Genomic DNA, 14,082 nt, shown 5'->3' with positions numbered 1-14,082 from the left:
AATACGGCTGAGCGTGCGCGTTGCGGCGCACCTTAGGACTACAGCTTATATGGCTACGACTGACAAACGGCCTGGGGGTTTAACCCAAGCGCCAATTAAGCTGAAAAAACCGCTTTTCCTGACCAATCGGACGGTCTCAACCATCGACGGCGCACCGTTGTTACCCACGATCGTGTCGAAAATACCCAGCACGGTGCAAAAGCCCGTGCTTGAGAGGCCGGATCTAGAGCCTTTGCCGAGAACAATCAATTCTGTTGATTATTACCATTGTCTTTATGAACTTTTATATCAACTTATCGAGAGTAGCATTAGCCCTGTACCCAATTTATCGCCCTCCCAAGGAGCAACCTCTCATGAAACGCCAACTACTGCTTAGCTTCGCACTGTCCGTCCTGGCTACCAGCGCATTTGCCCTGCCAGCCGCTGAACAGGTCACCCCACAAATCAAGACTGACGCCGCACACATCAGCCAGACCCTGGCCGAAGGTGGTCGTGATCGCCTGGAACAGAAAGGTCTGGTTGAAGGCGGCGCCGAACAAGCCAACAAACGTGCTTACACCGAAGGCGTTGCCGAAGGTGGCCGTGATCGCCTGGAAGAGAAAGGCCTGGTTGAAGGCGGCGCTGATCGCCTGTTGGAACGTAACGCTGTTGCCGAAGGCGGCCGTGATCGCCTGGAACAGAAAGGTCTGGTTGAAGGCGGTGCTGATCGCCTGATGGAACGTAACGCTGTTGCCGAAGGCGGTGCTGACCGTCTGCAAGAACTGCATCAAGCAGCGAGTTAAGCCCGTGCTGGCCCTGGAAAAAAGCCCGATCTCTGGATCGGGCTTTGACTTTGTGTGATCCGCAACACCTTTGCCCCGCCTCAAGTTCGACGCCAGTAAAGTTGTTTTGCTAGAGTGCGACGCTGTCCTTGTCCACAAAGCCTGCCTGCCAATGCTGCCCCGCGCCGAACAGAAGCAACAGACCCGCCTCGCCCTGATGGACGCAGCCCGCCATTTGATGGAGTGTGGCCGTGGGTTCGGCAGCCTGAGCCTGCGAGAAGTGGCCAAGACCGCTGGCATCGTGCCCACCGGTTTCTACCGCCACTTTGCCGATATGGATCAATTGGGCCTGGTATTGGTCAACGAAGTCGGCCAAACCTTTCGCGCAACGATTCGCCTGGTGCGTCATAACGAGTTCGTCATGGGCGGCATCATCGATGCCTCGGTGCGAATTTTTCTCGACGTCGTAGCCGCTAACCGCTCGCAATTCCTGTTCCTGGCCCGAGAACAATACGGTGGCTGCCTGGCAGTACGCCAAGCTATCGGTGCCTTGCGTGAAGACATCACCTCGGACCTTGCGGCCGACCTGACCTTGATGCCCAAGCTGCAACACCTGGATGCCGAGGGTTTGCACGTCATGGCCGACCTGATCGTCAAAAGCGTGTTTGCCACCCTGCCCGACATCATCGACCCGCCCGCCGAAGCCCTGCCGGCGCACCTGACGCCACAGGCCAAAATCACCCAGCAGTTGCGCTTTATCTTTATCGGCCTCAAGCACTGGCAAGGACTGGGCAGCACCGAATAACTCAGCGCACGGCGTAAAAACGCTTGGCCGTGGTGAAGTTCTTCTTCCAATAGCTGTTGGCCAGTGAATCTATCCGAATACTCTTTCCGGTTCGAGGCGAGTGAATGAACTTGCCCTCACCTATATAAAGGCCTACATGGCTGACTTGGCCGCGACCATTACCCCTGAAAAACACCGCATCACCCGGTTGCAGCGAATCGCGCTTGACCGTGGCCGCCGCTGAACGGTGCATCGCCACAGTAGTGCGAGGCAGATGAATATTGGCTTCGGTCTTGAACAAATAGACCAGGAAGCTGCTGCAATCGAAGCCCTGGGACACCGATGCGCCGCCCATTTTATAGGGCGTGCCCAGCAGTTCGTGGGCGCGATCGATCACGTTGTCGATGGAAGGCGACGAACCGAGTGAGGCTGGCCGCTGGAGATTGGCCGAGACCGATGAAATGGCGATCGAGAGGCTGACAATAATCAAACAAAAAAATGATTTGAACATGGTGGAGACCGCTAAGGATTAAATACGGAGCGGAATCCTAATGAAACAGCGCGTAACTCAACGAACACCTAATCCTGCAAGTCCGTGGGATAAATCTGAAACTGCCCACCTTCCCGAAAGATGAAAGAAGTTTCATGCGCAGCGCAGTGTAATTCAACGCCGAACGCTCGAATCCGGTGCTATAAATCCACGCGCGCACCAAAATGAAACATCCTGGAACAGCCCCCTGCTTCATCAGGTGGCACAAGGTGCCTGCCTACAGGGAATTCCCACTCCTGGCGTGATTGGCAAGCCCCTTGCTCTAGCTTGCTTATCGCTCATAGCTGGAAGCTTTCTGATGCTGGTGATCCACCGCCGAATCGCCCCCCAAACCCTCTGGGCCGCCCAACTGCTGCTGAATTTCGAGGCGCGCAGCAAAAGCCGCCTACGCTGTTTCAGTGCCGACGGTGAAGACGTCGGCCTGTTTCTGGAGCGCGGTCAGCCGCCCCTTCACGATGGCGAATGCCTGCAGGCTGAAGACGGACGTGTCGTACGTGTCTGCGCGCGGCCTGAACAACTGCTGCATGTCACCTGCAGCAATGCCTTCGAACTGACGCGCGCTGCCTACCACCTGGGTAACCGCCACGTCGCCCTGCAAGTGGGCGACGGCTGGCTGCGCCTGCTCGATGACTACGTGCTCAAGGCCATGCTCGACCAGCTAGGGGCCACCACTGAAACCATCGAGGCACCGTTTCAACCGGAGCACGGCGCCTATGGCGGCGGCCATCATCATTCGCGCCACGGCGACGAAGACTTCAACTATCCGCCCAAATTGCATCAGTTCGGCGTGCGCCCATGAACCCAGCCTGGGCGCTGCTGCGCCTGGCCAGTCCGCAATTGCCGATTGGCGGCTACAGCTATTCCCAGGGCCTGGAGATGGCCGTGGAGCAAGCCCGCGTGTGCGACCCTGCCAGTGCCCGGCGCTGGATCAGCGACCAATTGCTGCTCAACCTCGCCCGCTTCGAAGCGCCGCTGCTGCTCGCCCATTGCCAAGCCGCCGCCGAGCAGGACTGGCCGCGACTGCTGCAACTGTGTGAAGAACACCGCGCCAGTCGCGAAACCCGCGAGCTGTTTCAGGAGAGCCGGCAGATGGGCTATTCCTTGCAACAGTTGCTTAACGGCTTGCCGGAGCTGGATGACGCGGCCCGCGAGTTTCTCGGCCAACTGGGCGAACCGCACCTGGCCCTGGGTTGGGCCTTGGCCGCACGTGCCTGGGGCATCAACCCGGACGACGCACTCGCGGCCTGGCTATGGAGCTGGCTGGAAAACCAACTGGCCGTGCTGATGAAAACCTTGCCCCTGGGCCAACAAGCCGCCCAGCGCCTGACCAGCGAACTGCTGCCGCTGCTGCAACAAGCCCAGCAACACGCCAGCCAGATCGACCCCCACCATTACGGCAGCGCCGCGTTCGGCCTGTCCCTGGCGTGCATGGCCCATGAGCGCCAGTACAGCCGCCTGTTTCGTTCCTAGGAGAAACACATGAACACACAACCCCTGCGTGTCGGTATCGGCGGCCCGGTCGGCTCCGGCAAGACCGCCCTGACCCTGGCCCTGTGCCTGGCGCTACGTGATCGCTACAACCTGGCGGTGGTCACCAACGATATCTATACCCGCGAAGACGCCGACTTCCTGGTGCGCAATCAAGCCTTGGCCCCCGAGCGAATCATCGGCGTAGAAACCGGCGGCTGCCCGCACACGGCAATTCGCGAAGACGCCTCCATCAACCTGGAAGCGGTGGATCAACTGAACCGGCGTTTTCCCGGCCTGGACCTGATCCTGGTGGAGTCCGGTGGCGACAACCTGTCCGCCACCTTCAGCCCCGAGCTGTCGGACCTGACCATCTACGTGATCGATGTGTCGGCCGGCGACAAGCTGCCGCGCAAGGGGGGCCCGGGGATCTGCAAATCCGATTTGCTGGTGATCAACAAGATCGACCTGGCGCCCCTGGTCGGCGCCTCATTGGAACTGATGGACAGCGATACCAAACGCATGCGCGGCGAAAAACCCTTTGTCTTCAGCAACCAGAAAACCGGCGTTGGCCTGGAAGCAATCGTCGCCTTCATCGAACGCCAGGGCCTGCTGACTGCAGTCTGACCATCCCAACAAGGAACCTGTCCATGAGTCTCAAGAAACTGTTCGGCGCCCTCACCCTGCTACTTGCCCCGGCCCTGGCCTTTGCTCATCCGGGCCATGGCGACAATGGCCTGGTGGCTGGCATCAGCCACCCCCTCGGCGGCATCGACCATCTGCTGGCGATGGTTGCCGTCGGCCTGTGGGCTGCGCAACAAAAAGGCGCCGCCCGCTGGGCACTGCCGTGCACCTTTGTAGGCACCATGCTGATTGGTGGGATGCTGGGTTTTGAAGGCCTGGCGTTACCGGCCCTGGAAAACGGGATTGCCGCTTCGGTGCTGGCGCTGGGTCTTGCCGTGGCGCTGGCGATTCGCCCGCCGATGGTGGTAGCGGTTGCGGCGACGGCTCTGTTTGCGCTGTTCCATGGCGTGGCGCATGGCCTGGAGCTACCTGACATGTCCAGCCCTTGGACGTATGCCGCAGGCTTTGTGGCTGCGACGGCCGCGCTGCATGCGGCCGGTTATGCCGTGGTACGTTTGCTGCCAACAGCAGCGGCGCCACTGGTGCGGGTTGCCGGGGCGGCTTCGGCGGCGACCGGAGTGTGGCTACTCGCTGGCTAAAAATCGCAAGCTTCAAGCTGCAAGTTAAAAGCCGATTGACGCTTTCTTGCCGCTTGAAGCTTGAAGCTTGCAGCTGCCTCTCTGCTACCATGCGCGCAACCGCCCCTGCCGTGACGACGCCAGCCGATGCCCGACGCTCCAAGCTCTGCCCTCAAGCCTCAATTAAACGCCGTGTTCACGCATTTCAACGACCTGATCGTGCCGCTCTGGCTCGGTCCTGGCTGGAATGCTGACCTGGCTGTGCCCTTTGAGGCCCTGGACGCCGACCATCGCCCCTTGCCCCCGCAACGCTACCGCGCCATGGCCTGCGCCCGGCAGCTGTATCTGTTTGCCAGCCTGATCGGCGAACCCGACGCGGCGTTTGCCGAAGAGCGGGCGGCGGCTCTGTTTCGTTCCTTGCAGCGGCACTTCCACGACGCCGAACACGGTGGCTGGATCTACAGCATCGACGCCCATGGCAAGCCGCTGGATCAACGCAAAGACCTCTACACCCACGCCTTCATCATCTTCGCCTGCGCCCATTACTGGGCCAAGGTTCGCGAGCCGTTGGTGGAGTCGGTGCTCAATGCCGCCCTGGAAGTGGTTGCCGAGCGATTCGCCACGAGCGATGGCTTGTATGACGCGGTACTGGAGCGCGACTGGTCATCCCTCAAGTCCGGCCCCCTGCAAAACCCGCTGATGCACTTGGCCGAAGGCTTCCTCGCCACCCTTGCGGTGCGTGAAGATACGCACGTGCAAAGTGCCCTTCTGGCCCTGACGACGGCGATGCAAAAGCACTTCATCGACCGCCAGCATGGCGTGATGCTGGAGAAGCCGTTGGGCGCTGTGGATAACTGGTTTGAGCCTGGGCACCAGTTCGAGTGGTTCTTCTTGTTGGAATCTTCGGACTTGCTGCGCGGAACGCCGTTGCACACGTCACTGACCCGAGCGTTTGCCTATGCCGAGCAAATGGGTGTGGATAAATCGACCGGCGCGGTGACGGGCATGTTGGCCCTGGACGGCACGGTTCGCGATGCCACCCAACGTATCTGGGCCCAGGCCGAATACCTGCGTGCGCTGACCTTGCGGCCCGACAGTGAAGCGTTATTGCTGCGCCAGTTGCAGGCGTTGCAGCAGCGGTTCCTGCATTTGAAGGGCTGGAATGAGTGCCTGGACGCCAAGGGTAAAGTGAGTCGACGGGATATGCCGTCGACTACGCCTTATCATTTAGCGACTTGTTATCGGGGGTTGGTCGAGTATCTCGGCTGATCTTTCGGGCCTCACCTCAGGCTAACGATCAAGCTACCCACTTCCTGTCCCCGGTAAAGCTGATGGTCAGCCAACGCGCGGCATCAGCCTTGCCCAGCTCTGTGGATATCTCTTCACGCAGCCCATCAAGGGTCGCGACATTGGCCACCGGATAATCCGCTGGCAACACCACGTGAATCTCGATAAACCGCGCTCGACCGTGTTTCTGCACGTAGGACACGTAATCCTCGAAACCATGCCGTTCCTTGGCCGCGTCCATCACCTGGCGCACCTTGCCGTCCAGTTGATCCGGCACAATCCCCAGCACATCACGCAAGGCCGGGCGCAGAATCTTGAAGGCCGGTGCCAGCATGCTCAGGGCGAGCAGGATGAGGATCAACGGGTCGACATACACGGCCCACTCGCCATAACCCTGGGACTTGAGCAGCAGCGCAGCAAGAAAGCTCACCAGCAGGCCCACAGACAACATAGCGTCCACCAGCCAACTGATGTTGTCGAACTGGATCAGCGTCGACTTGAGCGTGCGGTTGCGGTAACGCACATAGAAGAAATAGGTGAACTCGACGACGGTAAACACCGCCGCATAAATGATCACCAGACCCAACTCAATCTCACGCCCGCCATTGATAATGCCGAACACACCGTTAAGAAACGCGTAGATGGCGATCAACAGCAGAAAGCTGCCCTCGATCAGCAGCACCATGGGCTCCAGGTGCCAGTAGCCGAACTGGAAGCGGTCGTTGCTTTTCTTGGCGATCAGCTTGGCAGTGATCAGCATCAGCACCTTGATGAAGGTTGCGATCAGCGAGAAAAAGCCATCGAATAAAATGGATTGGGAGCCAGATACAACGCCCGTGACAATACCGCCGATCGCCACGGCGAACATCAGTACAGTCGATTGTTTGAGCAGCGACTGCTCACCTCGGTTACTCACATATCCTCCTGTCAAAACCTTAAAACCGCAGAGCGCGGCGGGGTTTCCAGGATGGGAGTGTACCTTATGTCCTGTTTTGGCCGATTTGCCACATCCTTTCAGGCCAGCGAATACCCTGTGGCGAGAGGGCTTGCCCCCTCGCCACAAACGCCACCTCGGCTACCGTTTTAGCCCTTGGCCCCGCGTTCAATGGAAAACCCGGCCCAGGTCTGGCTCACCGGCATCAGCTCCAGGCGGTTGATGTTGACGTGTGCCGGCGTGTTGAGCACCCAGAAGATCGTGTCGGCGATGTCCTGTGGCTGGATCGGCTCGGCGCCGGCGTAGGTGGCGTCGTAACGCGCCTGGTCACCGGCAAAGCGCACCAGGGAAAACTCGCTTTCACACAGGCCCGGCTCGATGTTGGTCACCCGCACGCCGGTGCCTTGCAGGTCGCAGCGCAGGTTCAGGGAGAACTGTTTGACGAAGGCCTTGGTCGCGCCATACACATGGCTGCCCGGATACGGATAGTTGCCAGCGATGGAGCCCAGGTTGATGATCCCGGCGCCACGGCCATGGGCGATGAGGCGCGGCAGCAACAGGTTGGTGGTGTACAGCAGGCCTTTGACGTTGGTGTCGACCATGGTCTCCCAATCGTCCAGGTTGCACTTGGGCGCAGGGTCCGTGCCCACGGCCAGGCCGGCATTGTTGATCAACCCGCGCAGTTTGCTGAAGGACGGCGGCAGGCTGGCAATCGCCTCTTCCATACCCTTGCGGTCACGCACGTCCACCACCAGGCCATGGACTTCAGTCTGTTGCGAAAGCTCGGTGCACAGGGCATTGAGGCGATCTTCGCGACGACCGGTGAGCACCAACTTCCAGCCATCTTGGGCAAAACGCCGGGCACAGGCTTCACCAAAACCGGAAGTTGCGCCGGTAATAAACAACGTATTGGTCATGGTGTTCTCCTTGCGGGGGGGCTTTGAGCAGCCAGAGGGATAAAAAAACCAGCAAGCAGAATGCCCGCACACCGCCCTGGCGGCAACCAATACGGTGACAAGGCGCCACACAACTGGTCAATTTTCAGCCAGCGCCCTTCAAGCCATATAAACCGTGGCTCTCAGCCATATACGCGCATGTTATCCACAGCCCCGTCCACAGTCTTTGGGGGCAAGTGCAAAACCTGCCAAGCCGCTGTATTCAAGGCTTTCAGAGGGATTCAAAAAGTTTTTTGCTTGACCTTGACCGAGGCGTATGTAGCCCTGTCGCAAAAGCAGGGATGGGGACGATGGCTCCAGGCCAGTCATTCCGGCCTCTACAGACGTCCTTCCAGAGTTTAGTCACAGACTTATCCACAGGCTGAAGCGACATATTTTGGTCATATACCTGTGTCTTTGAACAGGTTGACAAAACCTGTGGAAGGCCACGAAAAAACGCCTGATCAAAAAACAACCATGACGCTGTAAGCCTTGAATTCAAAGGCCTCCAGCCAGCTACTCCCACGTTACCCACAGCCAGTTCCACAGCGAATGGGGACAAGTCAAAACTGTGACAAAACAGGGATTTGCGGCGGCAATATGTCGCGCTTTGGGAGGTGCTCAGATTTGTTTTCCACAATTTGGCGAAGAGCCTGTGGACGCCGCAAAAAACTGTAGGAGCGAGGGGACGCCTAGCTCCTACGGTTAGCGTATGACTTACTGTTAGTGCCCGCCCAGATAGGCGTTACGCACTTCCTCATTGACCAGCAACTCCTTGCCGGTACCGCTGAGGCGGATCTCGCCATTAACCATCACATACGCCCGGTCAGACAGCCGCAACGCATGGTTGGCGTTCTGCTCCACCAGAAAGATGGTCATACCGGTACTCGCCAGCTCCCGCAACGTGGCGAAAATCTGTTTCACCACAATCGGCGCCAACCCCAGGCTCGGCTCATCCAGCAGCAACAGCTTGGGCCGACTCATCAGCGCACGGGCGATGGCGAGCATTTGCTGTTCGCCACCGGACATGGTCATGGCCCGCTGATTGCGCCGCTCCTTGAGCCGTGGAAACAGCTCGAACATGCGCTGCATATCCTCGCTGGCAAACTTGTCGCCAATGGGGATGGTGCCCATCAGCAGGTTTTCCTCGACGGTCATGTCAGGGAACACCCGCCGCCCTTCCGGCGACTGGGCGATGCCATTGGACGCGATGTAGTGAGTAGACTTGTGGGTAATGTCCACGCCGCGATAGAGAATCTGCCCGGACTCGGCCCGTGGCTGGCCGAAGATCGACATCAGCAGCGTGGACTTGCCCGCGCCGTTGGAGCCGATCAGGCTGACGGTTTCCCCTTCGTTGATGTGCAGCGAGACCTTTTTCAGCGCCTGGATCGGCCCGTAGAACACGTCCAGGTCCTTCAGTTCGAGGATTGCTCCACTCATAGCAGCCTCGCTCATACCACTTCCTCTTCATCAGCACCCAGGTAGGCGGCGATCACTTTCGGATCGTTGCGAATCGCCTCAGGGCCGCCTTCGGCGATCACGTTGCCGTGGTCAAGCACCACGATGTGGTCGGAAATACTCATCACCATGCCCATGTCGTGTTCGATCAGCACGACGGTCAGGTCATGCTCGTCCCGCAGCAGCCGGATCATGGCGCTCAGCGCTTCGGTTTCCTGGGGGTTGAGACCCGCGGCCGGTTCATCGAGGCAGATAATCTGTGGCCGGGTGCACATGGCACGGGCGATTTCCAGGCGGCGTTGCTGGCCGTAGGACAGTTCACCAGCCAGACGGTTGGCGCAGTCCACCAGGTCCACCACTTCCAGCCAGTAAAAGGCGTGGTCCAGGGCGTCACTTTCAGCCTTCTGATAACCCTTGGTATTGAGGATGCCCGCCAACATGTTGCGGTTGACCCACATGTGCTGGGCCACCAGCAAGTTTTCCAGCACCGACATTTCCTTGAACAGGCGAATGTTCTGGAAGGTGCGAGCCAGGCCCGCGCGGTTCACCAGGTGAGTACCGCCGAACATCTTGTAGAACACCCGGCTGGCAAAGCTCTTGAGCGAGACAAAGTCGGTGGGTTTGAACGACTCACCGAGCAACTGGATGACGTTGGTCTGCTTGCCCCGCACATTGAGTTCAATCTTGCCCCCGGTGGCCTTGTAGAAACCGGTCAGGCAGTTGAACACCGTGGTCTTGCCGGCACCGTTGGGGCCGATCAGGGCGAAGATCGAGTTGCGCTTGACCTTGAGGCTCACGTCGCTCAAGGCCTTGATGCCACCGAAGTGCATCATCAGATTTTCCACGCAGAGGACGACTTCCTTACTCATGGCGCTACCCCCTTGCGTGGCGTCACACCAGTACGGCTGATCCTGATCAGCCCGCGCGGGCGCCAGATCATCATCACCACCATCAGCACGCCGAACAGCAGCACGCGGTATTCGGAGAAGCTGCGCAGCAGTTCCGGCGCCACCGTCAGCACGAAGGCGGCGATCACTACGCCGACCGTCGACCCCATGCCGCCCAACACCACGATGGCAAGGATCAACGCCGACTCGAAGAAGGTAAACGACGACGGATTGACGAAGCCTTGATAGCTGGCGAAAAACACCCCGGCCAAACCAGCTGTCGAGGCACCAATGGTGAACGCCGAGAGTTTCACCAGTACGTGGTTCAGGCCCATGGAGCGGCAAGCGATTTCATCTTCGCGCAAGGCTTCCCAGGCGCGGCCCACCGGCATGCGGGTCAGGCGGTGCTTGATGTACAGCACCAGCAACACCACGATGAACAGCACGATGTAGATAAACAGAAATTTAACGTTGGGGTTGTAGTCCAGGCCGAAAAACTCATGGAACGGCACCCCTCCGTCCTTGGCCTTGCGCCCGAATTCCAGGCCGAAAAATGTTGGCGATGGCACTGGCATACCGTTCGGCCCACCCGTGAACGACAACCAATTGTTGAGCACCAGACGGATGATTTCACCGAAGCCCAGCGTCACGATGGCCAGGTAATCCCCGTGCATTCGCAACACCGGGAACCCGAGTAAGCATCCGGCCAGCGCAGCCGCAATCGCCGCCAGTGGCAGCACCGTCCAGAAGCCCAGGCCCAGGTATTGATAGCCCAAAGCCAGGCCATAGGCACCGATGGCGTAGAACGCCACGTAACCCAGGTCGAGCAAGCCGGCCAGGCCAACCACAATGTTCAGGCCCAGGCCCAGCAGCACGTAGATCAGCCCGAGGATCACCACTGTCAGCAAGTACTTGTTGGCAAAGAACGGGAACACGATGGCGATCACGATCAGCGCCGGGATGATCCAGCGCAACCGCGACTTGTAGTCCGGCGCCTGTACATGCACGCCGGAACCGGTGCTCTCAAAACCCTGGAGAATCCGTAGCCCCTTGGGGGTTTGCAGGAACAGGCTCATGGCAAAGCGCCCGGCCATCACGATAGCCACCAGAATGCCCACGCGAGCCGGTTGCAGGTTAAAGCTGTAGCCGTCGAGCACCACGCCGACGATCGGACCGAACACGATCAACGAAATCAGCCCGGCGAGGACCGCATCGACCACACTTTTCTTGATATCGATAGATTTGGCAGCAGACATGTTTATACCTTCGCCACGAGAGGGCGACCGAGCAGGCCCTGAGGACGGAAAATCAGAATCACCACCAACAGCGAGAAACTGAACACGTCTTTGTAGTCAGAGTTGATCAACCCTGCGAACAGCGACTCGGAGATGCCGAGGATGATCCCGCCGAGCATGGCCCCAGGCAGGGAACCGATGCCGCCGAGTACCGCTGCGGTAAATGCCTTGATGCCGATGATAAAGCCGGCATAGAAGTCGAACGTGCCGTAGTTCAGGGTAATCAGCACGCCGGCCAGTGCCGCCATGGCTGCACCAATGACGAATACGTAAGAGATCACCCGGTCAGTGTTGATGCCGAGGATCGAAGCCATCTTGCGGTCTTGCTGGGTAGCGCGGCACATGCGGCCGAGCTTGGTGTACTTGATAATGTAAGTCAGCAAGGCCATCCCGGCGAACGCCGCCACCAGAATGAAGATTTTGGTGTAAGTCAGCTGGACGAACCCGGTGCCGATGTCGACTCTCCAGGCTCCGGCCAACAGGGTAGGAATGCCTTGTTGCTTGGCGCCCTGGGCGATCTGCGCATAGTTTTGCAGGATCAGTGAAATACCGATGGCGCTGATCAGCGGAGCCAGTCGGGTGGAGTTACGCAGCGGTTTGTAGGCGACACGCTCGATGACCCAACCGTAGACGCCGGTGACGACGACGGTGAACACCAGGGTGCCGAGAATGAGCAGCGGAAAGGATTCGATACCGAAGTAGGCCAGCAGAGCCAGACTGATCGCCGCGAGGTAAGCGGAAATCATATAAACCTCGCCGTGGGCGAAGTTGATCATGCCAATGATGCCATAGACCATTGTGTAGCCGATGGCGATCAGGCCATAGACCGACCCGAGGGTCAGGCCATTGACCAGTTGCTGCAGGAAAATACCATCCATAACGCAATCTCACGCAGTGAGAACCTGCACACCTGTGGGTGTGCGGCTCTTCTAGGAGGAAAACAGAGGCTCGGCACTAACCCCCTGTAGGGGCGAGTTTGCTCGCGAAAAACCCGAGAGCGCCGCGTGCATCCAGGATGCCCGCGTCATCGTTAACGTTCTTCGCGAGCAAGCTCGCGCCTACAGAGAGGTCATGCAGTCGGTTCGGATTACTTCTGCTTTTCCAGTTGGTGATACTTGCCATCCTTGTCCCACTGGTAAACCACGTAGTCGGAGACTTTCAAGTCGCCCTTGGCGTCCCAAGCCTTCTCGCCCATCACGGTCTTCACAGGGTTTGCCTTCAGCCACTTGGCCGCATCTTCGCCCTTGTTGGACTTGGCACCGTTGAAGCCGGCAGCCAGGGTCTGGATCGAGGCATAGGCGTACAAGGTGTAGCCCTCAGGCTCGGTGCCGGCCTTGCGGAACTCATCCACCACCACCTTGCTGTCTGGCAGCAGGCGCGGGTCGGCGCCGAAGGTCATGTAGACGCCGTCGACGTATTGCGCGCCACCAGCAGTGGTCACCAGTTCATCGGTCACTACGCCATCATCGGACATGAACTTGACATCTTTGAGCCCGGCCTCACGCAGTTGACGAACCAGTGGTCCGGCTTCCGGGTGCAAGCCACCGAAGTAAACGACGTCAGCGCCAGCGGCGCGGATTTTGGTCACTACGGCGCTGAAATCTTTCTCGCCACGAGTCAGGCCTTCGTACAGGACCGGGGTCACGCCGCGTTTGGTCAGCTGTGCCTTGGTAGCATCAGCAAGGCCCTGCCCGTAGGTGTCCTTGTCGTGCAGAACGACGACCTTCTTGCCCTTGAGCACATCGACGATGTAATCGCCTGCCACGATGCCTTGCTGGTCGTCACGCCCGCACATCCGGAACATGGCGGAAAGGCCTCGCTCGGTCACTTGAGGGTTGGTGGAGCCTGGAGTGATCGCAATAATCCCCGCTTCGTCATAAACCTCGGAGGCCGGAATGGTGGACGACGAACAGAAGTGCCCGACCACACCAATCACTTTTTCCTGATCAGCCAGACGGTTGGCCACGGCAACAGCCTGCTTGGGTTCGCAGGCATCGTCACCAGCGACCAGTACGATTTTCTCGCCATTGATACCGCCGGCCTTGTTGACCGCATCCGCCGCCGCTTGGGCACCTTTCATGTACTGCTCACCGAATGCCGCGTTGGCACCGGTCATCGGCCCTGCTACGCCAATCTTCACATCAGCTTGAGCAAACGCAGAAACACCCAACGCAGTTGCCACTGCGAGGGCCAGAAAGCCTTTCTTGTAAAACGTCTGGGACATGAGGTGGTGCTCCGAGGTTTTTGTTGAATTGGCACTGCAACGTCACTTCAAACTTTCACTTGAAAGCCCAGAGCAAGGCGCGTGCCATTGCGTTTTTATTATTCAAAAAGACACGGTGTCATTGTTATTACAGGCCTTTCGACGCCTTTTGATTGAACGTGCAACCCTTTAGCTCGCAGAGGTGCAACCAACGCATCGAAAAAGTACAACCCTCTCCACGGTTTGATATCAGGCTGCCATCAAGCGACAGTCCGAGCATCTGTAACAATGTGCGTAACGGAACTGCACATTTACAGTG

Annotated in this window: 15 protein-coding genes; 7 read left to right on the top strand and 8 right to left on the bottom strand. The window is 58.8% G+C overall.

Translation table 11 applies throughout. The features are described from left to right. Positions 1-353: 353 nt before the first annotated feature. Positions 354-782, top strand: coding sequence for a hypothetical protein (locus ACZRJ6_RS19480; protein WP_463969138.1), 429 nt, complete (start codon positions 354-356; stop codon positions 780-782). A 151-nt stretch (positions 783-933) separates the two neighbouring features. Next, a complete protein-coding gene (locus tag ACZRJ6_RS19475; RefSeq protein ID WP_463969137.1) occupies positions 934-1,566 on the top strand; it encodes a TetR family transcriptional regulator in 633 nt (210 codons plus the stop codon). A gap of 1 nt (position 1,567) precedes the next feature. Here ACZRJ6_RS19475 and ACZRJ6_RS19470 read toward each other — a convergent pair whose 3' ends face one another. After that, positions 1,568-2,056, bottom strand: coding sequence for a C40 family peptidase (locus ACZRJ6_RS19470; RefSeq protein ID WP_463969136.1), 489 nt, complete (start codon positions 2,054-2,056; stop codon positions 1,568-1,570). Between the two features lie 337 nt (positions 2,057-2,393). Between ACZRJ6_RS19470 and ureE the strand changes: the two genes are divergently transcribed. The 5 genes from ureE to ACZRJ6_RS19445 all read left to right on the top strand — a co-directional run bounded on the left by ureE (position 2,394) and on the right by ACZRJ6_RS19445 (position 6,033). Further along, positions 2,394-2,894, top strand: a complete 501-nt coding sequence (ureE, locus tag ACZRJ6_RS19465) for an urease accessory protein UreE (RefSeq protein ID WP_463969135.1) — start codon at positions 2,394-2,396, stop codon at positions 2,892-2,894. After that, positions 2,891-3,565, top strand: coding sequence for an urease accessory protein UreF (locus ACZRJ6_RS19460; RefSeq protein WP_463969134.1), 675 nt, complete (start codon positions 2,891-2,893; stop codon positions 3,563-3,565). The genes ureE and ACZRJ6_RS19460 overlap by 4 nt, the downstream gene beginning before the upstream one ends. A 9-nt stretch (positions 3,566-3,574) precedes the next feature. Next, on the top strand, positions 3,575-4,189 hold the full coding sequence (gene ureG, locus ACZRJ6_RS19455; RefSeq protein ID WP_149411129.1) for an urease accessory protein UreG: 615 nt from the start codon (positions 3,575-3,577) through the stop codon (positions 4,187-4,189). A 23-nt stretch (positions 4,190-4,212) separates the two neighbouring features. Continuing rightward, entirely contained in the window at positions 4,213-4,785 is a 573-nt protein-coding gene (locus ACZRJ6_RS19450) for a HupE/UreJ family protein (protein WP_463969133.1), read from the top strand. 126 nt (positions 4,786-4,911) lie between these two features. Further along, a complete protein-coding gene (locus ACZRJ6_RS19445) occupies positions 4,912-6,033 on the top strand; it encodes an AGE family epimerase/isomerase (protein ID WP_463969132.1) in 1,122 nt (373 codons plus the stop codon). 28 nt (positions 6,034-6,061) lie between these two features. Here ACZRJ6_RS19445 and ACZRJ6_RS19440 read toward each other — a convergent pair whose 3' ends face one another. From ACZRJ6_RS19440 to ACZRJ6_RS19410, 7 genes are all read right to left on the bottom strand, one after another. Beyond that, positions 6,062-6,967 (bottom strand): cation diffusion facilitator family transporter, encoded by a 906-nt coding sequence (locus ACZRJ6_RS19440; protein ID WP_463969131.1) that lies wholly within the window; start codon positions 6,965-6,967, stop codon positions 6,062-6,064. 167 nt (positions 6,968-7,134) lie between these two features. After that, positions 7,135-7,902, bottom strand: coding sequence for an SDR family oxidoreductase (locus ACZRJ6_RS19435; protein WP_463969130.1), 768 nt, complete (start codon positions 7,900-7,902; stop codon positions 7,135-7,137). A 741-nt stretch (positions 7,903-8,643) separates the two neighbouring features. Beyond that, the gene (locus ACZRJ6_RS19430) at positions 8,644-9,360 is read right to left on the bottom strand and encodes an ABC transporter ATP-binding protein (RefSeq protein ID WP_149411365.1); all 717 of its coding nucleotides are present in this window, start codon (positions 9,358-9,360) and stop codon (positions 8,644-8,646) included. Between the two features lie 11 nt (positions 9,361-9,371). Next, a complete protein-coding gene (locus tag ACZRJ6_RS19425; protein ID WP_463969129.1) occupies positions 9,372-10,247 on the bottom strand; it encodes an ABC transporter ATP-binding protein in 876 nt (291 codons plus the stop codon). Beyond that, positions 10,244-11,521 carry a high-affinity branched-chain amino acid ABC transporter permease LivM gene (livM, locus tag ACZRJ6_RS19420; RefSeq protein WP_463969128.1) on the bottom strand — a complete coding sequence of 426 codons (1,278 nt, stop codon included), beginning with the start codon at positions 11,519-11,521 and terminating at the stop codon, positions 10,244-10,246. Before livM ends, ACZRJ6_RS19425 begins: the two co-directional genes overlap by 4 nt. Positions 11,522-11,523: 2 nt before the next feature. Next, on the bottom strand, positions 11,524-12,438 hold the full coding sequence (locus tag ACZRJ6_RS19415; protein WP_133101451.1) for an ABC transporter permease subunit: 915 nt from the start codon (positions 12,436-12,438) through the stop codon (positions 11,524-11,526). A gap of 209 nt (positions 12,439-12,647) precedes the next feature. Then, positions 12,648-13,784: a branched-chain amino acid ABC transporter substrate-binding protein gene (locus ACZRJ6_RS19410; RefSeq protein ID WP_463969127.1), complete on the bottom strand. Its 1,137-nt coding sequence runs from the start codon at positions 13,782-13,784 to the stop codon at positions 12,648-12,650. Positions 13,785-14,082: the final 298 nt, after the last annotated feature.

This window comes from Pseudomonas sp. C321 (genome assembly GCF_055407105.1).
This window is presented reverse-complemented; position numbering and strand designations above follow the sequence as displayed.

What these genes read in the sequence shown, in the direction of transcription:
- ACZRJ6_RS19480 (WP_463969138.1), top strand. Translation starts at nt 354, where the DNA reads ATGAAACGCCAACTACTGCTTAGCTTCGCACTGTCCGTCCTGGCTACC.
- ACZRJ6_RS19475 (WP_463969137.1), top strand. Translation starts at nt 934, where the DNA reads ATGCTGCCCCGCGCCGAACAGAAGCAACAGACCCGCCTCGCCCTGATG.
- ACZRJ6_RS19470 (WP_463969136.1), bottom strand. Translation starts at nt 2,056, where the DNA reads ATGTTCAAATCATTTTTTTGTTTGATTATTGTCAGCCTCTCGATCGCC.
- ureE (WP_463969135.1), top strand. Translation starts at nt 2,394, where the DNA reads ATGCTGGTGATCCACCGCCGAATCGCCCCCCAAACCCTCTGGGCCGCC.
- ACZRJ6_RS19460 (WP_463969134.1), top strand. Translation starts at nt 2,891, where the DNA reads ATGAACCCAGCCTGGGCGCTGCTGCGCCTGGCCAGTCCGCAATTGCCG.
- ureG (WP_149411129.1), top strand. Translation starts at nt 3,575, where the DNA reads ATGAACACACAACCCCTGCGTGTCGGTATCGGCGGCCCGGTCGGCTCC.
- ACZRJ6_RS19450 (WP_463969133.1), top strand. Translation starts at nt 4,213, where the DNA reads ATGAGTCTCAAGAAACTGTTCGGCGCCCTCACCCTGCTACTTGCCCCG.
- ACZRJ6_RS19445 (WP_463969132.1), top strand. Translation starts at nt 4,912, where the DNA reads ATGCCCGACGCTCCAAGCTCTGCCCTCAAGCCTCAATTAAACGCCGTG.
- ACZRJ6_RS19435 (WP_463969130.1), bottom strand. Translation starts at nt 7,902, where the DNA reads ATGACCAATACGTTGTTTATTACCGGCGCAACTTCCGGTTTTGGTGAA.
- ACZRJ6_RS19430 (WP_149411365.1), bottom strand. Translation starts at nt 9,360, where the DNA reads ATGAGTGGAGCAATCCTCGAACTGAAGGACCTGGACGTGTTCTACGGG.
- ACZRJ6_RS19425 (WP_463969129.1), bottom strand. Translation starts at nt 10,247, where the DNA reads ATGAGTAAGGAAGTCGTCCTCTGCGTGGAAAATCTGATGATGCACTTC.
- livM (WP_463969128.1), bottom strand. Translation starts at nt 11,521, where the DNA reads ATGTCTGCTGCCAAATCTATCGATATCAAGAAAAGTGTGGTCGATGCG.
- ACZRJ6_RS19415 (WP_133101451.1), bottom strand. Translation starts at nt 12,438, where the DNA reads ATGGATGGTATTTTCCTGCAGCAACTGGTCAATGGCCTGACCCTCGGG.
- ACZRJ6_RS19410 (WP_463969127.1), bottom strand. Translation starts at nt 13,784, where the DNA reads ATGTCCCAGACGTTTTACAAGAAAGGCTTTCTGGCCCTCGCAGTGGCA.